Source organism: Lactobacillus sp. ESL0225, from assembly GCF_003692905.1.
GTDB classification, from domain to species: domain Bacteria; phylum Bacillota; class Bacilli; order Lactobacillales; family Lactobacillaceae; genus Lactobacillus; species Lactobacillus bombicola.
In genome coordinates this window covers 49,805-75,058 of record NZ_REHK01000006.1, presented here as the reverse complement: position 1 = coordinate 75,058, position 25,254 = coordinate 49,805, and the positions used below count along the sequence as shown (strand labels likewise).

At 35.3% G+C, this 25,254-nt stretch carries 19 protein-coding genes, 1 tRNA gene and 3 pseudogenes; 3 read left to right on the top strand and 20 right to left on the bottom strand.

The genetic code is table 11. The annotated features are described in order from the left end of the window. Positions 1–1,031: 1,031 nt before the first annotated feature. The 3 genes and pseudogenes from F5ESL0225_RS08435 to F5ESL0225_RS08545 form a co-directional block, all read right to left on the bottom strand. A pseudogene (locus F5ESL0225_RS08435) lies at positions 1,032–1,381 on the bottom strand (site-specific DNA-methyltransferase); the annotation flags it as partial. Positions 1,382–1,384: 3 nt separating this feature from the next. Next, the gene (locus tag F5ESL0225_RS02035; protein WP_122047756.1) at positions 1,385–1,633 is read right to left on the bottom strand and encodes a helix-turn-helix transcriptional regulator; all 249 of its coding nucleotides are present in this window, start codon (positions 1,631–1,633) and stop codon (positions 1,385–1,387) included. A gap of 177 nt (positions 1,634–1,810) precedes the next feature. After that, a pseudogene (locus tag F5ESL0225_RS08545) lies at positions 1,811–2,459 on the bottom strand (class I SAM-dependent DNA methyltransferase); the annotation flags it as partial. A gap of 483 nt (positions 2,460–2,942) precedes the next feature. Between F5ESL0225_RS08545 and F5ESL0225_RS02020 the strand changes: the two are divergent. Continuing rightward, a pseudogene (locus tag F5ESL0225_RS02020) lies at positions 2,943–3,228 on the top strand (ssDNA-binding protein); the annotation flags it as partial. A gap of 387 nt (positions 3,229–3,615) precedes the next feature. On the opposite strand, the gene F5ESL0225_RS02010 reads toward F5ESL0225_RS02020, so the two are convergent. Together F5ESL0225_RS02010 and rlmD are read right to left on the bottom strand one after the other, a co-directional pair. Next, entirely contained in the window at positions 3,616–3,882 is a 267-nt protein-coding gene (locus tag F5ESL0225_RS02010) for an AbrB/MazE/SpoVT family DNA-binding domain-containing protein (protein ID WP_122047755.1), read from the bottom strand. Between the two features lie 481 nt (positions 3,883–4,363). Continuing rightward, entirely contained in the window at positions 4,364–5,713 is a 1,350-nt protein-coding gene (rlmD, locus tag F5ESL0225_RS02005; RefSeq protein ID WP_122047754.1) for a 23S rRNA (uracil(1939)-C(5))-methyltransferase RlmD, read from the bottom strand. 176 nt (positions 5,714–5,889) lie between these two features. Here rlmD and F5ESL0225_RS02000 point away from each other — a divergent pair, with 176 nt between their 5' ends. Both F5ESL0225_RS02000 and F5ESL0225_RS01995 read left to right on the top strand, forming a co-directional pair. After that, on the top strand, positions 5,890–6,600 hold the full coding sequence (locus tag F5ESL0225_RS02000; protein ID WP_122024480.1) for a Bax inhibitor-1/YccA family protein: 711 nt from the start codon (positions 5,890–5,892) through the stop codon (positions 6,598–6,600). A 175-nt stretch (positions 6,601–6,775) separates the two neighbouring features. Then, positions 6,776–7,786 (top strand): choloylglycine hydrolase family protein, encoded by a 1,011-nt coding sequence (locus tag F5ESL0225_RS01995; RefSeq protein WP_122047753.1) that lies wholly within the window; start codon positions 6,776–6,778, stop codon positions 7,784–7,786. 592 nt (positions 7,787–8,378) lie between these two features. On the opposite strand, the gene F5ESL0225_RS01990 is transcribed toward F5ESL0225_RS01995, so the two are convergent. The 15 genes from F5ESL0225_RS01990 to F5ESL0225_RS01920 all read right to left on the bottom strand — a co-directional run bounded on the left by F5ESL0225_RS01990 (position 8,379) and on the right by F5ESL0225_RS01920 (position 25,129). Further along, on the bottom strand, positions 8,379–9,299 hold the full coding sequence (locus F5ESL0225_RS01990; RefSeq protein ID WP_122047752.1) for a diacylglycerol kinase family lipid kinase: 921 nt from the start codon (positions 9,297–9,299) through the stop codon (positions 8,379–8,381). A 40-nt stretch (positions 9,300–9,339) separates the two neighbouring features. Continuing rightward, positions 9,340–10,770 carry an Asp-tRNA(Asn)/Glu-tRNA(Gln) amidotransferase subunit GatB gene (gene gatB, locus F5ESL0225_RS01985; protein ID WP_122047751.1) on the bottom strand — a complete coding sequence of 477 codons (1,431 nt, stop codon included), beginning with the start codon at positions 10,768–10,770 and terminating at the stop codon, positions 9,340–9,342. Positions 10,771–10,773: 3 nt separating this feature from the next. Continuing rightward, positions 10,774–12,213, bottom strand: coding sequence for an Asp-tRNA(Asn)/Glu-tRNA(Gln) amidotransferase subunit GatA (gatA, locus tag F5ESL0225_RS01980; protein WP_122047750.1), 1,440 nt, complete (start codon positions 12,211–12,213; stop codon positions 10,774–10,776). Further along, on the bottom strand, positions 12,213–12,515 hold the full coding sequence (gene gatC / locus F5ESL0225_RS01975; RefSeq protein ID WP_122021383.1) for an Asp-tRNA(Asn)/Glu-tRNA(Gln) amidotransferase subunit GatC: 303 nt from the start codon (positions 12,513–12,515) through the stop codon (positions 12,213–12,215). The genes gatA and gatC overlap by 1 nt, the downstream gene beginning before the upstream one ends. An 11-nt stretch (positions 12,516–12,526) precedes the next feature. Next, positions 12,527–13,666 (bottom strand): CamS family sex pheromone protein, encoded by a 1,140-nt coding sequence (locus F5ESL0225_RS01970; protein ID WP_122022026.1) that lies wholly within the window; start codon positions 13,664–13,666, stop codon positions 12,527–12,529. A 13-nt stretch (positions 13,667–13,679) separates the two neighbouring features. Beyond that, positions 13,680–15,686: an NAD-dependent DNA ligase LigA gene (gene ligA / locus F5ESL0225_RS01965; protein WP_122021382.1), complete on the bottom strand. Its 2,007-nt coding sequence runs from the start codon at positions 15,684–15,686 to the stop codon at positions 13,680–13,682. A 42-nt stretch (positions 15,687–15,728) separates the two neighbouring features. After that, positions 15,729–17,969, bottom strand: a complete 2,241-nt coding sequence (pcrA, locus tag F5ESL0225_RS01960) for a DNA helicase PcrA (protein WP_122047831.1) — start codon at positions 17,967–17,969, stop codon at positions 15,729–15,731. A gap of 79 nt (positions 17,970–18,048) precedes the next feature. Further along, a complete protein-coding gene (locus F5ESL0225_RS01955) occupies positions 18,049–18,696 on the bottom strand; it encodes a glycoside hydrolase family 73 protein (RefSeq protein WP_122024475.1) in 648 nt (215 codons plus the stop codon). A gap of 219 nt (positions 18,697–18,915) precedes the next feature. Further along, a tRNA-Leu gene (locus tag F5ESL0225_RS01950) sits at positions 18,916–19,002 on the bottom strand. A gap of 201 nt (positions 19,003–19,203) precedes the next feature. Then, a complete protein-coding gene (locus tag F5ESL0225_RS01945) occupies positions 19,204–19,887 on the bottom strand; it encodes a MarR family winged helix-turn-helix transcriptional regulator (RefSeq protein WP_122047749.1) in 684 nt (227 codons plus the stop codon). 124 nt (positions 19,888–20,011) lie between these two features. Then, a complete protein-coding gene (locus F5ESL0225_RS01940; RefSeq protein WP_122047748.1) occupies positions 20,012–20,476 on the bottom strand; it encodes a SprT family protein in 465 nt (154 codons plus the stop codon). Positions 20,477–20,478: 2 nt separating this feature from the next. Next, complete coding sequence (locus tag F5ESL0225_RS01935) at positions 20,479–21,177, bottom strand: glycosyltransferase family 32 protein (RefSeq protein ID WP_122024474.1); 699 nt, start codon at positions 21,175–21,177, stop codon at positions 20,479–20,481. A 7-nt stretch (positions 21,178–21,184) separates the two neighbouring features. Then, positions 21,185–22,609, bottom strand: coding sequence for an oligosaccharide flippase family protein (locus tag F5ESL0225_RS01930; protein ID WP_122047747.1), 1,425 nt, complete (start codon positions 22,607–22,609; stop codon positions 21,185–21,187). A 10-nt stretch (positions 22,610–22,619) separates the two neighbouring features. Next, a complete protein-coding gene (locus F5ESL0225_RS01925; RefSeq protein ID WP_122021375.1) occupies positions 22,620–23,762 on the bottom strand; it encodes a CDP-glycerol glycerophosphotransferase family protein in 1,143 nt (380 codons plus the stop codon). A 365-nt stretch (positions 23,763–24,127) separates the two neighbouring features. Continuing rightward, positions 24,128–25,129 carry a helveticin J family class III bacteriocin gene (locus F5ESL0225_RS01920; RefSeq protein WP_122047746.1) on the bottom strand — a complete coding sequence of 334 codons (1,002 nt, stop codon included), beginning with the start codon at positions 25,127–25,129 and terminating at the stop codon, positions 24,128–24,130. Positions 25,130–25,254: the final 125 nt, after the last annotated feature.

Sequence of the window (25,254 nt, the reverse complement as noted above, 5' to 3'; positions counted from 1 at the left end):
ATTAACTTATCGTTTCAATAACCGTCTCTCGAGTTTATTCTCAATCCCCCCGTCGTTTCATTTATAAAATTAAATCCATGATTATTAAAAAGCGTTTATACAAAGAAGGAACTTTGCTAGCTTAATCCTCATTTAAATGTTAATACTAGGCTATAAAGCATGTTAGGAAAAAATCCATTGTCACATTTTTAAATGAAAATGTACCTATCGAATTCACAAATTAACTACTATCAAAAATAAAAGTAACTAGTTTCTTCAATGCTATCAAATACTCCTTAACACCAATGTTTAGCTTACTATATTGAGCATTGTAGTATCCGCATCTTCTATGAAAAAAACTCCGCCATCTGATGCTTGTAAAGTGAAATTTAATATCCAGAATTTTATTTTAAATAGTTTATCACCACCAAGTTATTTTTCACCAGTCTTAGCCTCCTTCGATTCCTAATTGTAATTTTTACTCATTCAAAAGTTTCAAATGCTTAATTAATTCATCTCATAAATCAAACTTTAGAAACTATCAAGAAGTCTTGTAACATTATAATCATCAAAATATGTACATATCCATCTGATAACCCTTTGGTCGATTGGCAAACAAAATACATTGAAACTACTGAAGCAAATGTTATATACAAATGATTGTCCTCAAGACTACTATGCTGTACAAATGGAAACAAGTACTTATCATCTTCAAATAAAGCCTCTCCACGAATTTTTTGATCGAAAACATCCAATCTAGATTCATAATTATAATAGTGCTTTAGTGTACAAATTGCTTTAGCAATAAAAGCTATTTTTCCATAATCTTCCGCTTCATTCTTAAAACATACCTCTTAGGTAAATCGTCAGTTTTGTTCAAAAAATCAGATACGGTTTTTATTTTATCTATATATTTTTACCTTTCAAGAAATTCTACCAGTATCTTTGTGATTAAATTTTGCATAAAATAAAAAGCTTCTCAAACCACAAGCTCAAGAACCTTCGTATTATCATCTCTTACAACAATTTGTAATTATATAAATATTAATTTAAATTACATAAATTTTATTTTGTAAATGGTGCAAAACTTCTAAGTTATCACCAGTAAAGAATACATCCCTACTGTTATTAACTTCAACCTTATTTTGCTTTTTATTCTAGAACAATTGCTGTTGTTGGCATTCTACCAACCTACCGATGCGCATAGTCCTTGCCAATGAAATCCAACTGATATCCTTCACTCAGCTCATTGACATTTTTGTATTTCAATTGGATTTTAAACTTATCCACATCCTAAGAACAATTTTTTGTAAAAAAATTCAGGTAATTTTTCTTTCAGTTCATTTAAGAAAGCCGTATTATATTGTACCATTCCAGTGTATTTTTCATCATATGTTTGCACTAATTATTCTATTATATTAATGCGTACCGTCTCACAAATATCGGCAAGGCTGCAATTTAATCCCAAGCATATCTTAATTAAAAGATACGTAGTAACATTAGCATCTTTTCCAAGCTCGGCAATAGATGCAGCATTAATATCACATTGCTTTTGCAAATTTTTTTGCATACCTTTGTCGATTAGTACTTTCCATAATTTCTTGTAGCTCATCTTATAGGCAATTTTTAATTTAGTTTGATTTTTGTTGTTCATTCCATGATCTCCCAAATAATTCTTTGCTACCACGTTCTAGTTTTAGAACAATATTATCTGTAATTACTTGTTTTGCTTCTTCTGAAAGAAGATTGATGGTATCAATAGAAATGAAAACTTGTTTCGTTTCTTTCCCATACATTTCAATAATTTTATTTAAACTTCAGCTTGTTCTACTTTCCGCCCCTTATCAATAAATATCAAGCTAACGTTTATCCCCGTTGTCGTAAAGATATTTGATGGATGGAAACCACTACGGCTGCATTTCCATTCTTCTTCAATGAGTAAACAATGTGCTGGATAAATAGTTGATAGATTTCCATAGATGACTTCTTTTTTGACGTCTTTGGACTCCTGCAAAGAACCGGTTATTATATTCTGGTAGAGATTCAACATCATCAAGCGACTCCGAAAAATCCAACTTAAACGGGGGTTAGACACGATAAAGTCCATCCTTTTTAGGTATTTATTGTTGAGAATCATATTTCCCTGGATAATATTGCAAATAGAGTGGTTTTAACCCGTTTAAGATTAAGTTAAATCGCAAGAGATTTGATAATTTTTGCAAAATTTCCTAACTATAAGCAGTCGTCCGATCCATTCCAATCTGGCTGGACGAGCTCATCACCAAATTTCCAGCCCCCGATGCTGTATCATAGATCCGAATATTTTCAGGTGAATCTTTTCCAACTAAGATTTGAGCAATGATTTTAGCTACTGCGTGGGAAGTGTAATATTTGGCATACTTACCTCCACCATCCTTGTTATAGTCTTTAGCCATATATTCAAAAATCGTGAAGAAGAAGTCAAAACCAGCGGCAAAGATGAATTAACGCACTGATCTCACACCAAGTTGAGAGAAAAAGTCGGACTTGATTTTATCGGTCAAGAAACCGTGTGCTATGGCGCACGGTATCAGCTATCAGCAGGCAATATAGTCCTTCAAGCACGCTATAACTACCATCATCACCTCAAGCTTTTTCAATTGACTTCCCTGCACCTTCTAACCGATTCAGAAATGGCAAAAGTTCTAGCATGATCTCATCAACGCTAAGCACACTAAATCAAGGCCTACGCTGCTGATCTTGCTATCAACCTCGATAAAACTTGACCAGGCTTTAATTTAGTTAGTCGAAGGACGATCAAAATTAGCCATTATCGTAATGAAGAGCAGGCAACAAAAAATTATAAGCCGCTGGCTATACCGTCACCTATCAAAAGAAACTACTATCGGTTACTTAAGTTAGAAAAGTAACCCTTGTGGCTATCGATGATCCACGACCTAACTTTGCTAAATCAAACCCAACTGATTAATTTAAAGAGGAAAATTGATATTTCACAAAATACTAAAGTTGTTACGGAAATTAATACATTCGGCTCTCCTATACTAACATCTGGAAACCCAAATTCATTTTCATTAATGATGGTAAGAAAAAGTACTCGGTTAACTTGATTATCACTAACTCCATCACTGCAGCCCAAATTGTCGATAAACAAGTTCAACCCATCCTGGATCAAACTAAGATCTACAGTGGTTGCTACATGCGCGTCCCAATTAGTTTTATGCCTTCAACACTAATGACAGTCGTGGAGTATTGCTGCTATAGAAAAAAGCCATCCGGTTATGGATGACATATAACATGTTAATTTTGCAAATTCATAAAGCTGAAAAGCTCTAGTTGATCTATAGCAGTCAATTTATCGATCGGTCGATGGCTGAAAACCCATTGCTTATTTAAACGATAAGATTTATGAGTATCAACGTAAGACTGTTTTTTTAAGTCCCGCTTCTCGCCACTCCCGGATTGAATAATATAGCCATTTAATCTTCGCTGATTTTTGCTGATATTGGCTCTGGCTATGACCCTTCAAAACCACAACACGTTCTTGACAAACCTCACTCATTAATGCTAGACGAATTGAATTTTACTACCATGTCCCGCATCAAAAGGCACATTATCAATATATATCCATTGGTTCCATTAGCCATTAACCATCCAGTCGTGAAAGTCAGGAGACTTTTTAGAATCATAGTGACCATTCTCATCGATATCAATGTCTTCAACCGGAAGCTGTTTAACTAAGTTGGCCCAATTTAATGCTGTCGGTAATTTCTTAATAATAATTTCGTCATTTCTTAGTTCAAATGATACTCCATTTTCCTTTTTTAATCCTAAAATTTTTCTGATTGAGGTCGGGATAACTACTTGTCCCTTCTGTGACATTTTGCCAGTGATTGCATTGGCCATTATGATTCCTCCTGTATTTTACGTTGTACGTCTTACTTCTTGCTTGTGTTTCGTCAAAATCACCTGTTAATACCAAGGAGATGAATCCATGAATTTACTTAATCGTCTCTTTCACACTAACTAATCCTCACCAAAGAATACATTATCCAGTACTATATCCTTTCTAGAATTCACACTCAAGGATGGTGAAGTTATTAAGATCACAATATAAGATGTAGATAAACCATTATGGCATTCAGCTAATCTAACTGGGTGTCTTTTTGTGAAAAAGTCGTCTCTTATCTGTGGAAACTAATCATACTAAATTAAGGATATTTTAGGATACGTCTGTAAAAACCAATCATCCCATTAGATAAAAGCCCATTAAATCAACATTTCTAGCTCCAGACACAAAAAGTGTGTCCCCCTGTGGATACCGATCAAAAAGAAAGACAACACTTTGCAAATTCAATAACGCCTCAATTACGCAGTTTATAGGGGCTTACTTATTTCGTTCTAGCACCGTTACTGCTTCGACATGGGGCGTTTGTGGGAACATATCCACCGGATCAATCTGGTCAAAAGTATAGCCTAACTGCTGAAATTCTTGCAGATCACGTACTAGCGTTGCTGGATTGCACGAAATATAAACAATTGTTTTAGGGTTAGTCTTAGCGGCAGCCTCAATAAACTCTGGGGTTAAGCCTTTTCTTGGCGGATCAACGAAAATAATGTCAACTTGCATCCCTTTTTCTGCCCATTTAGGCATAATTTCTTCAGCCTTACCAGTAACATACTTGGCATTTCGGATATCATTTAGTTTTGCATTATTATTGGCATCCTTGACTGCATCTCTGACGCTCTCAATACCACGCACCGAACGCACATGTTTCGCTACGGTCAAGCCAATAGTGCCAATTCCAGAATAAGCATCAACAACCGCATCTTCTGGTTGTAAGTTAGCCTTTTTAATTGCTAAATCATAAAGCCGCGGTGTTTGCAATGAATTGATTTGGAAGAAACTTTCCGGTGAAATTCTAAACTTGACGTCACCAATTTGATCAGTAAGTTGTGGTTTACCAAAAATCAGGTAGTCCACCTTACCTAAAATAACATTAGTTTTCTTTGGGTTATAGTTTAAAACTAAACTAGTCACACCCGGAATTTTTTTGATATCAGTCGCAACTTTGGGTAATTGAGCAAAATCTTTATGCAAACATACTAGAATTACCATCATTTCACCTGTTGCCTTACTACGACGGACATCTAGATATCTAACTTCACCTTGATTATGAATTTCATCATAAGCCGGAACGCGATATTGGCGAAGAATATCACGCACTGCCACTAAGACACGGTCAATTTCAGGATCAGTTGTCAAAAAATTGGTTAACGGCACCAAATCATGTGAGTGCCGTCTAAAGAAACCGATTTCGAGTTGACCAGCAACTTCTCGGACAGGTACCTGAGCTTTGTTGCGGTAACCCGTCTCCTCCGGACTAGGTAAAGTAGAACCAACTTCCACATCATCAAGATGGGCTTTTTTCAATAAATTGACCACTTGGTTACGCTTGAATTCGAGCTGCTTGTCATATTTAATATGTGCCAGTGAGGCAAGCCCAGTTTGCACCCATTGATTAAGTTCAATCTTTACTCGATCAGGGCTCTCTTTAATAAGCTCTTCAATTTTGGCAAAAGCAAAGGTCTTCTTAACTTTTAATATTTTAGCCCTGACTATTTCACCAGGAATTGCACTGGTCACAAAGACCGTCATTCCTTCATAATGCGCTACCCCCATCGCTTCATACGATAAGTCAGTGATTTCTAAGTCAATAATTTGATTTTTTTCCATGTTCTTGTCCTTTTTTACAAACAATTGATTAACTATTCTATTTTACTAAAAATTTGAATAAAAGTAACATGCTAACTTATTCTTTAACTTTGCTTTAACTTCGCTTAATTATCTTCACACCAAATTTAAAATGTGTTAGTTTTAGTACTAATTTGAGCCACAGAAAGGACGTTTTTATGAATATTTTTGATACTAATTCAGATCGCCGACAAATTCATACTATCGCAGAGACTAATCGTTTTTTGACTAAAATGTATGCCCTGATGGGCGGCGCAGTTATGATTTCCGCCTTAGTAGCCTATTTGACTATGAATGTTTTTAGTACTGCACTAATGAATCTGCCTGCTACTATCATCTGGTTAATTTTATTAGTTCCCTTAGGTCTATCTCTAGGAATTAGTTTTAAAGCTAATCGCAATCCAGCAGCAGCTTTAGTTATGCTTATCTTTTTAGCTGCAATTTATGGCTTTGAATTTGCCTTAATTGCTGGCTTTTATACCGGCACCCAAATCACTTCAGCCTTTATCTCTGCCGCAGCAGTTTTTATTGCCATGGCTATATTTGGAACTTTTACTAAGCGTGATTTATCTAATTGGAATTCCTATTTAAGCGCTGCTTTATTTGGTTTTATGGTAGCTTGGCTAGTCAATCTTTTCTTACGTAATCCAGCTGTCACTTACCTATTTTCCTTTATCGGTGTAATAATTTTTACTGGTTTAGTTGCTAGTGATGCCAATAAAATGAAAGCTATTTACAATAATTATGGCGACCAATTATCAAGTAATGGTCTAGCAATATTAGGAGCTTTGCAACTTTACCTTGACTTTATTAATATTTTTATGTTTTTATTAGAAATCTTTGGTGGTAATGGTAATAGGCGCAATTAATAAAAAAGGTGCTGGTCGCAATGATCGGCACCTTTTTTTATAATTAGATTATAGTAAGTAATAGCTTACATCATTACGATTTAAATTTAAAACACTTGAATATAGTCATCCATCCTCTTATACTTTTCATTATAGTTAATTTATAATATTTTTAAAATCAAATGGAGGTTACAGCATGATAGGTTGTAGCAGTTTTACATTAGAAACTAAGGATAAAAAACATTTTTTATCTAGAACAATGGACTTTATGATGGAAATGGCTGAACAAGTTATTTTTGTTCCTAAAGACAAAACTTTCGCCGTTTCATATAATACGACAGATCAAGTTACTAGTAAGCATTCATTTATTGGCATGGGTAGTATTCAATATGATATTGATAATTCTCCAGTTACTTGTGATGGTATTAATGATGCTGGATTAACAGGAGCTGTTTTATATTTCCCAGGATATGCTAGCTACAAACAACAGGCTGAACCTAATACTTGGGGTGTATCACCCGATAAAGTGATTTCTGTAATTTTATCTCAAGCTAGTTCATTAGCTGACGTGGCCGAATTATTTACCAATAAAATTTCAATTGTTAATGAAGCTAGCCCCGCTTTAAAGGTTATACCACCTTTACACTATATCTTTTCTGATACTACGGGGGAAAGTGTTATCGTTGAAACACAAGAAGATGATACACATATTATCCGAGATTCAGTTGGCGTGATGACCAATAGTCCCGATTATCACTGGCACGAAACTAATTTACGTAATTACCTTTCTGTTAGACCAAAACAACATAAAGATATTGAATTTTTGGGTAAAACATTAAAGCCGTTTAGTCAAGGCTCAGGTACCTTTGGCTTACCTGGTGACTATACACCACCATCACGTTTTATTAGAACAGCCTTTATGAAAAATAATGTTGAACAACCCAAGGATGAATTAACTGCTGTAAGTTTAGCTCACCATATATTAGAAGCTGTCAGTATTCCACGCGGAATCGTTGTTACCCCTGAGAATACTTTTGACTATACTTGTTATTCAGCTTACATGTGTGCTGAATCTAAAAGTTACTATTACTCAACTTACGGCAACCAACGTATTAGATGTGTCAAATTGACACCAGAGCTGGAAAAAGAAACTGAATACCATGAATTCAAAGTTAATCCAATAGAAGATATTGATTATGCAAATTAAAAATTGACAAAAAAACTATCGTTTCAATTATAAGAAGCGATAGTTTTTTAATTACAAAAATTATATTCTTAATTACTTAAATATAAAACTTACTGATAATTATCAACAAAAATATAATTTTATTTACCTACAATATTTTTAAGTTCTTTTTTGTATTGCTCCTGCATTTGCTTGATTTCATCATCTCTATCAGTAGTGGCAGCTTGCTTTAACTGTTATGCAATGACAATGACTACTTTTTTAATAACTTGTGTAACAAGCGACTATTCACTTTAGACTAGCTCTTTAATCCTAGCTTCATTTGCGGCATCTTCTAAAACAATAGCTGCTGATTATACGAATAAAAATAATATATCATAGTTAATTTAGGAATTGCATCAACTAAAACCTTTTAATTTCAGGTTTTTTGCTCTGTATTCTATTAGATAAAAATAATTTTTTCTTCGCCACATATTAGTAAACTACTGAATTTCTAAATTTAACTTTTACTTTTATGATTAAAATAAAAATACACATAACAATTAGACTAAGATATCTAATTTGTTATGTGTACTTTAATTTTCAACTATCAGTATAATTAACAACTAAACTATTATTCACCAACGAAAAATTCAATTCGCCTCTGTAAATTTTTAAAAGTAACTGGACAATAGGCACCAATTTCTCCATCCAAATTAACAGGAAGTTCTTTACCTATACTTTGACCAAACAACTCAATTTTTAAACTTCGTGTTTTTGTATAAATGATATCAGGATCATCTACGTGCTTACCGTTTAAGGCAAGGGCCATTAGTCTTAATAATTTAACTGGATCAGATGGTTTTACCACAATTAATTGGAAAAATCCATCACCTAATTCTGCATCTGGCATTATTTGCTCAAAACCGCCGATTGTATTAGTCATCCCTAATAACAGCATCGAAAGTTTACCTTCATATACGCCATCGTCATATGTTAAGCGCAATTCATTTGTAGTCAAATGAGGTAACATCTCGGCTCCTTTTATCAAATATGCTGTATAACCTAATGCCGACTTAACTTCTGACGGGACACCATAGGTTAACTCAGTTAATGATCCACAGGCTGCAATATTAACAAAATATTGAGTATGATTTGCAAATGTTGCCTGCCCAATATCCATTTTACGTGTTTTTTGTTTAAGGATTACTTTAACTGCATCTTTAATACTTTCACGTGGAATATGTAAGGCTCTAGCATAGTCATTAGTCGTGCCAGCAGGGATAATGGCCATTTGTGGTCTTTTTTCCAGAAAAGCAATCCCATTAACAACTTCATTGATTGTTCCATCCCCACCAGCTGCTACAATTAAGTCAAAGCCTGCATTTGCAGCTCGAGTAGCTTCTTTTTGGGCACTTTGTTTTTGCGGCGTAGTTCGAAATGCGCTTGCTTCATAACCTGCTTGTTCCAACACATTTAAAATGTCAGCCACATTTTTAGGCATCTGCTCGTGACCTGATACAGGATTATAAATCAATCTTGCTTTTTTAGTCATAAATTACTACCTTATTACTCAAATTACTTTAAAATTCTCTTTAACGCCTTTGTAATTCTTGATTCAAAAGCTGGTTGATAACCTTAGGATTAGCCTTACCACGTGTCTTTTTCATGATTTGACCAACCAAGTATCCAATTGCCCGATCTTTACCATTTTTAAAGTCTTCAACTGATTGCGGATTACTGTCCACTACTGCTTTAACCATTGGTTCAAGCACACTAGTATCAGATAATTGAACCATGCCCTGGTCTTCAACGTACTTCTTAGGATCAGTTCCATTAGCAATTGTCTCGGCAAAAACTTTTTTAGCAATTTTCGAAGAGATTGTACCGTTCTTAATTAGTTCAATCATTGCTGCTAAGTTCTCAGGTGTTAACTTAATATCAGCTAAAGATACACGATTATCATTTAAATAACCATTTACTTGGGTATTCATCCAGTTAGCAGCTAATTGTGGATCTGCCCCAGCTGCAACTGTCTTATCATAAAAATCAGAGCTTTCTTTAGTTTGCAAAAGAACTTGGGCGTCGTAATCCTTTAAGCCAAATTCATTGACATATTGGCTGTAACGTTCTTCGGCCGAGCGTGGTAATGTCGCTGCAATTTCATCAATCCACTCTTGACTAATATGATCAGGGGCTAAATCTGGTTCTGGGAAATAGCGATAATCGGCATCGCCTTCTTTAACCCGTTCCAGAACAGTCTTACCTGTTGCTTCATCAAACCGGCGTGTCGATAATTGTACTCGACCTCCTGCCAATAAGACCTGTGCTTGCCGTTTTTCTTCATATGCCAAAGATTTACGTACATGTTCAAAAGAGTTCAGGTTCTTCATTTCAACCTTGGTTCCAAGTTCTTTTTGTCCAGCGGGACGAATAGAAATATTGGTATCAACTCGCATTGAACCTTCTTCCATCTTAACATCAGAAGCACCTGTAAACTGGACAATCTTACGTAATTTTTCAAGGTAAGCATAGCCTTCATCAGGATCTGCAATTTCTGGTTCAGAAACAACTTCCAGTAGCGGAACACCTTGCCGATTTAAATCAACATAAGAAAAGCCATTAGTCCCATGCGTATTTTTACCAGCATCTTCTTCAATATGCATTTCATGAATCCCAATCCGTTTCTTTTTACCGTGTACCTCAATTTCAACATAGCCGTCACGAGCTAAAGGTTGGTAAAATTGAGTAATCTGGTAAGCTTTGGGACTGTCAGGGTAATAATAATTCTTTCGATCAAAATGAGTATTTGGCAAAATATGTGAGTGCGTTGCTAAAGCAACCATAATCCCTAAGCGATAAACATCCTTATTTACGTAGGGTAAAACTCCAGGCATTGCCCAATCAATTACATTTGTTTCAGTATTAGGCTTAGCACCATAACTAACCGGTGAAGGTGAGAAAATCTTACTATTAGTTTTTAATTCGAAGTGTACTTCGAACCCAATTGTTGATTTAAAATTCATCTGTTAATCCCCCATTCCAGTTGGTGTCTTTTCATAAAACTTGTTAGTTTGTTCAATAAAGTCAGCTACTTGGAAAATACTTCCCTCATCAAATCGCTTAGCCATTACTTGTAACCCAACAGGCATTCCATCTACCATACCAGCTGGTACACTAGCAGATGGAATACCCGCTAAGTTAGCCGAAATGGTCAAAATGTCATTGTTATACATCTTAATTGGATCAGAAATTTCACTACCAATAGTGAAGGCCGGTGTAGTAGTTGTTGGACCAACAATTACATCATTTTCCTCAAAGATACGGTCAAAATCTTGACAAATCATGGTCCTAACCTTTGCTGCCTGTCTAAAGAAACGGTCATATGAACCTGCTGATAAAGCAAATGAGCCCAGCATAATTCGGCGCTTAACTTCTTCACCAAAACCTTCTGAACGTGATTTTACATAAACATCCAGTAGATCTTTTGTATCCTCTGCCCGATAGCCATAACGAATACCATCAAATCTTTGTAGATTTGATGAAGCTTCACTAGAAGCAATAATATAATAATCAGGAACTACATATTTAGTTAATGGTAAGGAAACCTCATTAACGACTGCTCCGGCATTTTCTAAAACAGTAATCTGCTCTTGAATTACTTCACGCATCTCACCATCAACAGCATCCATGTACTCTTTAACAACCGCTACCCGCATGCCTTTGATGTCTTTACCGATGTACTTAGTGAAGTCAGGAACTGCTCTAGTTGAAAGGATAGAGTCATGTTCATCAGCTCCTGCAATAACATTAAGTACTTGGGCTGATGTTTTGGCCCGCTTGCTCATTACTCCAATTTCATCAAGTGAAGATGCGAAAGCAATTAAGCCCCAACGTGAAACACGCCCATAAGTTGGTTTAATACCAAAAACACCGTTAAATGCAGCTGGTTGCCGGATTGAACCACCCGTATCAGATCCAAGGGCAGCAACAACTTGTCCTGAAGCAACAGCAACCGCGGAACCACCAGAAGAACCACCTGGAACTTTGTCTAAATTCCAAGGGTTATGTGTTATACCAAAGTATGAATGTTCAGTCGATGAACCCATCGCAAATTCGTCCATATTTGTTTTCCCTACAAAAGTAGCCTGGGCAGCTTTTAAACGTTCAATAACTGTTGCATCATAGACTGGAATGTAGTTATCCAAAATATGACTAGCAGCTGTCGTTTTAACATCTTTAGTAAGAATATTATCTTTAATTGCAATTGGAATTCCAGCTAACTTATTCTTGCTAAAATCTAAATCAGCAGCAGGTTTAGCATCCTCCTGAACCGTAATCCAAGCATTTAACTTATCATCGGTCTGCTTAATATTGGCGACTGTATCTTGTGCTAATTGATCAGCTGATAAAGTCCCCTGAGCCAATTTTTCATTTAATGAGTCAATATCTTCATTTAAGTAATTCATTACTCGTCCTCATCCTTATTAATAATCACTGGAACCTTGATAAAGCCATTAGCTTGTTCAGGAACATTCCTCATTAATTCTTCGCGACTTTGCCAGTGTTCAGGCTTGTCTTCTCTAAATACTGTATCACGATCAACTACTTGGACAGTTTCTTCAACACCCTCAGTGTTAACTTCTGATAATTGATCAGCCATATTGATAATTGAACTCATTTGTTCAGTAACCTGACTAATATCATTTTTATTAATTTCCAGCCGCGATAAAACTGCGACATGCTTAATTGTCTCTTCTGTAATTTTCATACTAATACCTCCTATTCGCCACCATAAATATGAACTTGATAACTATTATCTCCCGTTTCTTTAGCAACCAGTGCCTGAATATCATTTACCGAACCAATTTTTATTTCAATTGGAACATCATTTGCCAAATATTTTTTTGCGGTTGATAAAACTAAGCGGGTGAAACTTTGAATCTGCTCGTAACCATAAAACTGGGTCGTAATTGATATGTTTTCTTGTACCAACTTGCCATCTTCATAACGCAAAGTTGCGGTTACCCCACTAATATTAGGAAAATAGTTTTGAATTGATTCTTTAAAACTATTAAAGCTTGATGCATCACTACTGTTAATTGCCTTTTTATTACCAATCGTTGGTAATACCTCAGACTGAGTAGTAATGTTTTCCCATTTAACTATTTTACTACTATTAGCAGCGACTGTCCCGCTCAAAAAGTAACTTCCTGGAACGAGTGAATCCATACTTTCTTTAGCAAAAAGACCAACCGTTATTGGAACAGTTTTTAAATTTTTTCGCTTACGTAAACGTTGCACTATTTGTTCGGCAGCATGTTGACCAAATTCTTTTTGCTTAGCCCGTGAAATTGTAGCTTGATATTGTGGTCCATCTTTAACCTTCTGATAATAATCAATTGAATTAATGGCCAGACCAATGCTTATACCGCCAATATGATAGTTTGAGCCCGAGCCAGTTAAATAGTTCTGCTCAATAATTTCTTCTAAATAATAAGGATTATAATTCTTTTTACTACCTTCAGCAGGATTAAGTCCTAATTTATTATCTTTGGATTTACGCGATAGCCATTCATTTGCATCTGTAGTAGTAATATATTGCCCTTCTTGAAAAACATAAGAATTAGTTGAATAAACTTTTTTAGAAATCTGAACGAGTCCCCGTTCGAGTTCTCTGGTGTCAACTGAATTATCATTATCTGTTGCCGTTAATCCAGAGATTGGGCTTGTCACATAACGACCATTTTTTAATAAAACTGTATAACCATTATTTCCTGTATCTGTTGTCTGATAGGTTTTGGTACTGGAATTGGATGCAGTTTTAGCATTATTAGCTAGATTGGAGTTTTTTAAATTCCCACAAGCAGTTAGAGTCAGGGATAGCCCAAGAATTGTTAAAGCGTGTAAATATTTTTTCAATTTAATTATTCCTTTATTTAACTTGAGCAATTGCTTCTTCTTCAGTCAATAATTTGACGCCCAGTTTCTGTGCTTTATCGTATTTTGATCCAGCATCTTTACCATAGATAACATAGTCTGTTTTACCTGATACTGAACTAGTTACCTTAGCTCCAAGTGCTTGTAACTTTTGAGTAAATTTGCTACGGGTATATTGCACTAAAGTACCAGTCAAAACAACAGTTCTATTCTTAAAAAAGTTGTCAGGAATATTACTTGGTCCTGTCTGACCTAAGTAATTCATATTGACCCCACTTTGCTCAAGCTCAGTAACTAATTCTTTAACTTCTTCTTGAGCAAAATATGTTGTTAAGGATTCAGCAATTGTCATGCCTATTGTATCGATTGTAGCTACCTCTTGCACGTCTGCTTGCATAATCTTTGCCATATTTTTAAACTTTTGCGCTATTAGCCGTGCAGCTTTAGCTCCAACATGGTCTATTCCTAGTCCAGTTAATAGTAATTCTACAGAATTATGTTTAGAATTATTAATTGCTGCTAGCAAATTACTAATCGCCTTGTCTTTAAAATGGTCTAGCTTAGCCAAATCAGCTGCTTGCAAATGATACAAATCAGCTACGTTATGAACTAAACCATTAGTAATTAATTGTGCAACAATTTTGGGGCCTAACCCATCAATATTCATAGCTGGTCGTGAAGCAAAGTGAGTTATTCCTTCTTCAATTTGCGCTGGGCAGGAAGGGTTGACGCACCTAAGGGCAACCTCATCTGGTAAATGAATTAAATCTTCTTTACATGATGGACATTTAGTTGGAATTTCGTATAGGACAGCATCTTTGGGTCTTTTAGCTAATACAACTTGTGATATTTCAGGAATAATATCGCCTGCCTTATGCAACATGACGGTATCACCAATTCGTACATCTTTTTGTTTAAGCAAATCAACATTATGTAATACAGCATGAGAAACTGTTGTCCCGGCTATCTGTACCGGATCCATAATTGCTGTCGGGGTTACTACACCTGTTCGACCAACTGTCCACTTAATTTCATGAACAACTGTTTCCTGCTCTTCCGGTGGAAATTTATAGGCAATCTCCCAACGCGGTATTTTAACTGTAGCTCCCAGCTCATTTTGTAAGTTCAAATCATCGACTTTAATAACAATGCCGTCAATGCCATATAGCAAATTATCCCTTTTTGACGTATATTCATCAATAAAGGCAAAAACCTGGTCCAAATTATCCAGCTTGCGTCCAGTTTGATTTGTATGAAAGCCCAGCTCATCTAATTTAGTAATTGCTTGATGCTGACTAGTAATATTAGCTGGCGGGTTCACCCAAGTATAAATAAATGTACTTAAATTTCGCTGTTTGGTAACTTTAGCATCTAACTGACGTAATGATCCGGCGGCCGCATTTCGTGGATTAGCAAACGTTGTTTCACCTTTTTCATCTCGCTCTTGATTTAATTGCGCAAAAGCTCCTTTATCCATATAGCACTCGCCACGAACTTCAATGGTTAATTTTTCTGGTAGCTTTTGTGGAATATCAGCAATATAACGAGCATTAGCGGTCACATCTTCACCAACCAATCCATTTCCTCGTGTAGAAGCACGCTTAAGCTCCCCATCAACATATTCAAGATTAAGTGATAAACCATCAATTTTTAATTCAACATTGTAGGCTACTGCATGGCCAACTTGGCGCTGAATACGAGCATCAAATTCGGTCAACTCTTCTTTAGAAAAAACATCCCCCATTGAAAGCATGGGAACTTCATGAACAACTTTTGTAAATTCACTATCAATTTCTCCACCAACTTGTTGAGTAATCGAATCTGGCGTAACAATTTGTGGGAACTGCTGCTCTAATTCCAATAACCGATTATAATTTTGGTCATATACATAATCTTCAACTTGTGGAGCATCTTTTGCATAATATGCTTGCGCCCACTCCTTTAATTGTTTTCTTAAAGAAGCTGCTTCTTTTTTGGCTTCATTTAGAGTTAGATCAGCCATTTCCTACCCCCCTGATCAAAATAATAACTTTAACTTAATTCATTATACCTTTTTAATAGGTGCAAAGGCTGCCAAAAGTCGTTTAATCCCCTTCTCTTTAAAAGCAATATCTAGTTCCATATCCTCACCAGAGCCATTGGCTTTAACAACTACTCCTAAGCCCCAAGCCTTATGTTTTACTTGATCACCAACATTCCAGCCCTTTTTCTCAGCTCCCACAGCTCCAGCTGGTTTAATCTTAGGTGTATAAACTTGAGCCCGGGCACGTTCAGCCACATTCGCAAACGGAGCAGCCTGGGTTTGAAAAGAATCTGAGCCCAAAGTAGGAAAACTTGCCCCTTCAATTTTAAGATCAGCTTCATCAATTTCATCTAAAAATCTAGATGGTTGATTATTTTGGGTTCTGCCAAACATCGTTCGTGAGTATGCATTAGTTAAATACAGTTGCTGTCTTGCTCTAGTAATACCAACATAGGCTAACCGGCGCTCTTCTTCTAACTGATCATCTTCTAACAATGCTCTTGATAATGGGAATAGCCCATCTTCCATTCCAACTAAAAAAACAACTGGAAATTCCAAACCTTTAGCAGCATGTAGTGTCATTAAAGCAACTTGCTGATCATTATTTGCTAAGTCATCTTGATCACTCAATAATGAAACTTCTGCTAAAAAGTCACTTAAGATTTCAGATTGATTATCTTGGTCATATTGATCATCAAACCGTTTAGTTACTGATAAAAATTCGTCTAAGTTTTCTAATCTGGTTTCAGCTTCAATTGTATGTTCTGCTTTAAGAGCTTCAATGTACCCGAAATCTTGCAAAATTTTTTCAGTAAGACCGGTAACGCTATGATTGCGAGAATACTCAATAGCATCTTTAAGTTTTGCACCAAAATCACTCAATTTAGCAGCTATTCTAACAGAAAGACCTGATATACCTACATGATTAAAGGCTTCAAGTAAGGACAAATTACTAGTTTGAGCAAAATTAGTAAATTTTTCAATACTTACATTACCAATGCCCCGCTTTGGCGTATTAACAATTCGATTAAAACTCATAGTGTCACTTGGGTTAGATACCAGCTTTAAGTAAGCCATGACATCCATAATTTCTTTTCGATCATAAAATTTATGACCACCAACTATTTGATAGGGAATGTTTGATTTAACAAAAGCCTCTTCAACGGTTCGCGACTGGGCATTAGTTCGATACAAAATGGCAAAGTCACGATAAGAACGATTTTTATTTTCAACTTCTTCTTGAATTTTGCTGATAATAAAATGTGCTTCATCTTCGCCACTTTGAGCTCGATAATATGTAATTTTTTCACCCTCTCCTTGATCCGTCCATAACTTTTTAGCTTTACGGTTACGATTATTTTTGATAACTGCGTTAGCTGCTGCCAAAATATGACCAGTCGAGCGATAATTTTGTTCTAATTTAATAGTTTGTACGCCATCATTTTGGTAATCATGTTCAAAGTTCATGATATTTTCCAAATTTGCACCACGCCAACCATAAATAGATTGATCTGCGTCTCCAACTACACAAATATTCTTATGCTGAGCTGCTAGTTGATGGCACAATTCGTATTGCGCTTGGTTGGTATCTTGATATTCATCAACTAATAAATAATGAAACTTAGCTTGATAGTAATGTAAAACTGTAGCATCTGTTTTAAACAACACTAAAGTTTGCATAATCAAATCATCAAAATCCATTATTTGATCATGTTTTAAGCGTTTCTGATATTCTTGATAAATTTGTGCAGTTATCTTCTCAAAGGGCATTGAACTGCTGGCTTTTAATGCATCAGGCGTTAGTAGCGCATTTTTGGCATTAGAGATAGCTGATAAAACACGACGTGGTTCATACATTTTGGGATTAATATTTAGTTCTTTTTCGATATGCTTAATTAAGGTTAGCTGTTCAGCTGCATCTGCAATCGAAAAATTTTGGCTATAACCAATTTTTTCAGCATCACGCCGTAAGATCCTCACACACAATGCATGAAAAGTTGACATCCATATACTCTCTGCTGGTGTACCAAGCAAATCCCGTTCCCGTTCACGCATTTCTGCGGCTGCTTTATTAGTAAAAGTAATCGCCAAAATATTCCAGGGTAAAATTCCTTTTTCATTAACAAGATATGCAATCCGTCTAGTTAAAACTGAGGTTTTTCCAGAACCTGCTCCAGCAACCACTAAAAGCGGTCCCTCAGTCGTTTTAACAGCTTGCTTTTGCTGCGGATTTAAGCCCGCTAAAATAGATTCTTCGCTCATTCTAATTCCCTTCGTCTGATTTTTGATAGCTATCTTAATTGTACCAAAAATGTTATATAAATTTGGCATGGTTTGTTTCTTACTTGTCAAATCGATCAAGTTGATACTGCTGGATTATTTTAATTAATTTATCTGCATAATTTGGATCAGTAGCATAGCCATCTTTGACTAAAGCATGGGCTTGCGTTTGATAGTCTTTGGCCGCAAGAACATGCTGATATTGATTTTTATTCCAACTAGTACCTCGTTGAAAAAGTCGAGCATGAGCCCGAATCGATGCTTCATAGGAATCATAAATTTGAAAACGTGCTTTTACTAAAACCCATTTCCCTTTTTCAAATTCCTTAGTCGTTAAAATTGCCGACGTGTTAGGGTTAGAACCTTTTACCCCAAATAAGTTATTGTATTTTTGCGATAAACTACTTTTACCGTAGTTGCTTTCCAAACATGCTTGGGCAATCGTAATACTAGGTAAAAGTTCATATGATTTGTCAACTTCTTGAGCAACTGGACCAATCTCATTAATAAAAGCTTTGTGCTGCTTAATAATCTTTTGTCTAGCTGCTTCCCGTGCAATTTGTTGTTGTCTGATTTTTTCTGTTTCAATTGCTTGACGACGATAGTATCTAAAACTGACGAAAGCAATTATTAATACAAACAAAATGACAAACGTTTCTATAATAATTAGCCAGTTAGATTGTTTTTTACCCCTGCGTTTTTTTGCCATAAAAAAGTCCTTACTTAAAATAGTTGTTACAATAAGTATACCTTCTCGCACGTTAAAATTATGGAATGTAATTAATTTTTAAAATAAAAAAAGATAATTAATATTTAAAAATACCCCATAAAAGTTAGATATCAATTTAACAATTACAGAGTATTTCACATTTTTATTTGAATTTTATTTTTAAACAAAAAAATGGAGTTGCTACTCCATTACAAATGATGCGGGCAAGAAGACTCGAACTTCCACGATCTAAAAACGATCACAAGATCCTTAGTCTTGCGCGTCTGCCAATTCCGCCATGCCCGCAAGTACAGTAATTAGTATACTGTAAAATCAAATTCAGTTCAATACTTTCCTGCGCTTTTTATTAACTTATTTGCCCGTTTATCTTTTTATAATCAATTACTTGTACCTATCATGACCTAAATCACTTGTAAAAGTAGTCATAGCTGAACTCATTATTTGAAAACGAAAAGGGTTTTTCAAACTTGAAAAACCCTTACTTAATTATCTTTCTTCTTCATCATTATGCCAAAATCGGTGCCAAAAATCTGCGTTATACTCTGGCATTTCATTAAATTGGCAATACCTTCTGTTCTTATCATGCTTAAAATCTTGATAGTTTGCAAAATGATTCCACTTTTGCATTCTCCGACACATATTATTACTTTCTGCTCGTGATAAGTTATGTTGGGCAGCATATTTACGCCACTGGGAAATTGCTTTCATCCGAAATGCTGGATCAACAAATTTTTGCGCTTGTTGTTTTAGATTCTCATCCCAGCCATCAGCAATCTTTTCTAAATACTGACCAAATTCTTGTTGCTCATTCTCACTTAAGCCGGCAAAGAAAGGGGCAGTGTCTTGCGCCCTTTCGAGTTCTTTCAGTCGACCTGCTTCCGCTTTTCCCTCACTAGTTAGAAAAACTCGTTTTACCCGTTTGTCTTGGTTATCCGTTTCACGTTTAATATAACCCTTTACCTCCATCTTTTTCAATAATTCAGCCAATGAGCCCGGTTGCAGTGCCAAAACTTCTGCCAAATAATTTTGGGTTAAACCATCTTCTAATTTTAAAACCGCCAACACTCGTTTTTGACCTGAAATTGGCTGCTTATTCTCAAACATAAAGTAGCGACTAGCCCGCATAATAAAGTATAATTTTTTCATTAAGTTATCACATGTTTGACTCATAATAAAAGCTCCTTACCTTACTAATTTTATTTTTGTTAGGTACCTAAATTTATACTTAGATTATAGTTTCGTACCTAACGTTTTGTCAAACAAAAACTGCAAAAATTTAACAACTTTTGCAGCTTTATTTTTTAGGTATCATTTTTATTAACTTAAGGTGCCCACGACATTTACTACAGCCATACTTGGCAATATTAATTGGACGTACTCGAGCATACTTTTGTTTACAAAATTCACACTGATATAAATAGCTAACTGGCTGGTGTCGTCGTAAGCCAATATCGGGGGCATACCGCAACCCACCTACTTGTTTGAGTAAGGTCTTAAATTCCCAATCAGAGTGACGATAACCTAATTTAGCTAAATGTAAATGGTAATGCACCAGTTCGTGCTTAATAATTCCCACTAATTCATGTTTGTATTGTGGTGCTAAAAAGTGACGATTAATTTCCAAATGATGATCACTTAAGTGATAACGTCCCCCAGTGGTTGTCATTCGCCGATTAATTTTAACTTGATGTTTAAACTCGCGCCCAAAATACTTAATTGATAGCAATTCAACTAATTTTTGTAGTTCTTGTTCATTCATTGCTATTTTAATATTTTCGCATACAGAGCAGCTTCTTTCTTAGTCTTTATTCTAACTTTAAGCGCTGTTACTAATTTTCTTTTTAAGGGTTTTTCGCCTTCCATCCACGTTCCAGTAAAAACATGAATTGTCTTCGATTTAGCAGACGGATTGCATAAAATTCCATCCGGATAAACATGAATCTTTTCTTTTAAAACTTGCTCTTGATTATTAGCTTTCGCCCCATACTTCTTTTTCAAAATATTTGAAACAGATAGGGTATTGACACCGGCTAATTGGTCTTTGGCATCAAAAGTAAAATCACGCCCGTCATAATAAGCTAGCATATCTTTAAGTAATGGATGATGGGGTTCAGCCCCAAAAACAGCAGTAAAAGGATTATCCTTATTTTCAAAGCCAACAAAAGCACGATTATTTAATAGTGCGGTTAAGTCATCTAAAACTAAAACATCAGTGTCTAAATATATGCCCCCCTGCTCATAAATAGCTTTTGCCCGAATATAGTCAGAAACAAACGCCCACTTTTGTGCTTTATAGGCTTGGGCAACATATTCATTTTCATGAACATTGAAATTTTGTTCATTCCACTCAATAATTTGATAATCTCCTAAGTGCTTACGCCATGTTTTCATGCAACGCTGGATGTTTTTAGGTTTCGGTTTCCCACCGACCCAGACATAGTGAATAATTTTGGGAATCATTTTAACCTCACTTAAAAAATTTTTTAAATAACATAATTAAATCTTGATTAAAGTCAAGCCGTAAAAGAAACATCAGGGCAATGTATAAGATAAACATAATAAGCGATTTCATTGCCATGTTGAAGAAAGCTGATGAAACTAGCTGTGGTAGTAGCATACCTACTACTAAGACAATCCCGGCAATTAAGAAATATTTTGGAACTTCTTGAAATGAATATTTAAAGTCGTAGCCATCACGCACAATTAGCAAGCGTAAGATTAAAACGATTAATTCGGTTGTTAAAATTGCAAGCATTGCGCCAGTTGCCCCGTATAATTGATCCAAAAAATAACTTAAAACCACTTCTAAAATGGCTCCTACAATCACTGGAATAGCATAATCTCGATCGCGATGATTGGCTAAGGCAAACTGATTGGCAAACACGCCGCCCATCGGAATCATGATAATTGTCAGGGCAAAGAAAAACATTAACGGGGTCATTGGGATAAACTTGGCGCCAAAAAAGAACGGAACAAATTCCTTAGTATTGGCCATAATGATCACCGCAAACATTGTTCCTAGCATCACTGTCGCATCCAATGACTTTTTTAGAATTATTCGTTGCTGCTTTTGCCCTTCACCAGCCATTTTAGGCATAATTACCAAGGAAATACTAGTAACAATTCCTAAAACCATATTAGAAATGCGCTGTGAATTATCATAAAAAGCAACTTGGGTAGAATTTTGAAAAAGACCTAAAATTGGCTTATCCAGGGAAGTATAAATTTGGGTGGCAATTTGGGGAATTAATAACGTAATGATAGCTTTAATAGTTGTGTCAAATTGATAAAAATGCTTAACTGGTCCACCAATATAGCAATGAATATCAAACCAAAAAACAAGCGATCCCAATAAAGTCGAAACCGACATAATTAACATGTATTTCCATAAATCACTTGGTTCTTTAACCCAGACTAAAATCAAAATAACTGAAACTAACTTGACAGCCGTGTTTTTCAAAACAACACGCCCAAATTCAGCTAGTCCTTGAAAAAACCACGAAATATCAACTTGGGCAGAAATCAAATATGGTATCATCAGTAATAAATAATTTCCATATTTAATTCGATAATAGCCAACTACAACCAATAAAATTATAATTGTAGCTGCCCCAGCAATTGCTTGAAAATACCACAAGCCCCAAAAAACTTTAGTCAGTTCTTGCTGGTTACCATGGGAACGAGTTTGGGAAATTGTTCGCATTCCAATATAAGAGACTGACAGGGTACAAAATATCATTAAAAATTGCACTATATTATTTACATTACTGTAAATTCCATAAGTATGGGGGCCTAATATCCGTGAAAGATACGGCACGGTTATCAATGGCACTAAAACTAAAAAAATTTGATAAACAGCATTATATAAAATATTTAAAAAAGTTCTTTTCACAATTTCCCCTTTAATAGTTTGTTGACATTAAAGTAAAAATATCATCACAACATGAATGACCTTGAACTTGATTAGTCAAATCTAGCCAATACTGTCGCTTTGACTGATATTCATCCGAATTGGTTAAAGCAACAAGTAGTTCCTGTTGGTTTTTTACACAAATTCCAGGCACAACTTGTTCATATGGACTCAGCAGCAAACCGCGTGTATTTTCATATTTAGTCAAATAATTCGTGAGAAAGATAATTGGCTGATCCAAATTTAGATAATCAAAATAAATTGATGAAAAATCAGTAATTAGGAAATTAGTAGCACCTAATAATTCATATAAATCATAATCATGTTCAAACAAATAATCATTATTTAGAAAAGCAATATTAGAAAACTGACTAGTCAAGTGTTCAAAAAAACTCATTTCATAGGGATGCAATTTAACCACTAAATACTGATGTTGTTTTTTCAAAGCACAATTAAGCTGTTCTACATCAAAATCTGGTAAGGTCAAAAAGTTACCAGCCTTAATTTGGGCTAAGACTTGGCTATCTTCCATTTCATAGCGAAAAGTTGGCAGATAAATCCCAATTTGAGCTTGATCATCAACAATTTTAAATAAGTCATGTAACAATTGGGATTGAGAAATTGTCGGGGACTTTAAAGCGTCAAGGCGGGGAAAACCAACTTTCTGATACTTGTCATTTTCAATTGCACAGCACGCACTCATCAGGCTTTCATAAAGATCAGAGCTAGAAGTAACAATATCGGCATTTTTTTGCCATAAATATTGGTTACGCAAGTCCGTTTTTCGATTAGTATTATTGGCCATAATTCCCATTCGCTTGAGGGGAATTCCGTGCCAAAATTGAATATTAATTTGTTTCTTATGAATTTTAAACGGCTGGTGCGTTGTTACTACATACTTAGCTGCACCAATTTCGCGCCAAATTGCAAAAGATAAGTGTGAAGAAGGCCATGGTTCGACCAAAGTTACTTTATATTCTGAATGTGCTTCTTTCATATATTTACCAAACAAATAACCATTCGAACCTGAACGGCCAGCACCATTTAGAATTACAATTTTATTATCTTGTATCTTAGTAAACCGAGCGCCAAATTTCATTAGGCTCAAATATAAACGAAACAGAAAATTCTTCATTAGCCAATCTTTCTATTTTCCAAGCGTACCCAAAAGATAGCAAATCTTTCAAGTTTTTTTACTTACATTGCAAACTTTTTAGTAAATTAATATTGCGCTAACAAACTCTATTAGTAATAGTATAGATTAAATAAAGTACTGCTACACTATTTTAAAATTATTCTTAAATCTTTTAAATTTTTGATTTCTATTCAAAGTTTAAGTAACAAAATCTCCTTAAAAGTCTACCTTTTTAAAGCACAAATTGCTTAAGTTTTAGTACTTCTTTAATTAATATTAATTGGATAATTGGGACACCTTTATTTTCAGTAGCTGTCCTTAAACTATACCTAAATTTTAAAAATTTCACTAATGTTCAATCTTTTTTACCACTTAACTTGATAAACTCGACTCCGTGTTGTCACCCCAGCACCATTATGATAAGAAATCGTTAAATATAGATTATTTTCTGAAATCACTTGAACATTCTCCAACTCCGTTGCATAGCCTAAAATATCAATATTAGCTTGATCAAAGTCAAGAATTTGCCATCCTTGATCATTAGATGAGCCCCATGTGCCCCATGGCATTTTAATAATCCGCCGTGGTTTTTGGCTTAAATTACCTTGGCTAGGCGCGAATTCGCTAGAAATATACACATTTCTTTTTTCATCAAGAGCAAATCCTTGTAAAGAACCAATTTTATCAACAGCTGTAATATGGTTAATATAAAATTCGCTCAAATATGGTAATTCGCCAAGATTAACATAGCCAGTACCCACTTTATCAAGAGCTGCATTAATTACAGCTAAATCATATAGAATAAAATAACCGTTATTTCCCTTTGACAGAGTAGCAGTTTGCTGATCAACAGTAACTAACATTAACAATTTACCTGCCGGCGAAATAGCCGCATCAAATCTAAGTAAATCATTTCCCCGAAAAGGTAAATAAGTATCCACCCCCTGATGCTCTACAACCCGCAATCCACGCCCAGCTCGGCTAAGATAAGCCAAACGAGCAAATTCGGTATTGCTTGTATGGGCACTTCTAGATGGAATTGTGACGCGAGCTAATTGCGTTGACCAATTAAAGTGATTTTTTTTCGTACCAATAAACCACATATTTGGCTGATTAGCCAAATCAAGTGTCTGCGTATGACCACCCGCCATTTGAGAAGCATTAAAAACTTGCTTAAAAAGAGGATAGCGTCTTTTTCTAGCCCGATAAACATAATTATGAGGATCTTGTTGGTTATTGTATTGCAAAGCATACAAATTCTCGCCAACAATGCTTACTTTTTGAATGACATTATTATGTAACCCTTGTAATTTATTAAAAATTTCACTAACAATAGTTAAAGAAAAGTCTGATTGCTTCAGTATCATAAGGACCTCTTTTTTTAAAATGTCAAAACCGCTGACAAAATGCCAGCGGTTTTGAATAACTTTTTATTTCAATGAGCGTTTAAACTTACGGGGATTCTTTAGAGCCTATTCATAATAACTAGCAG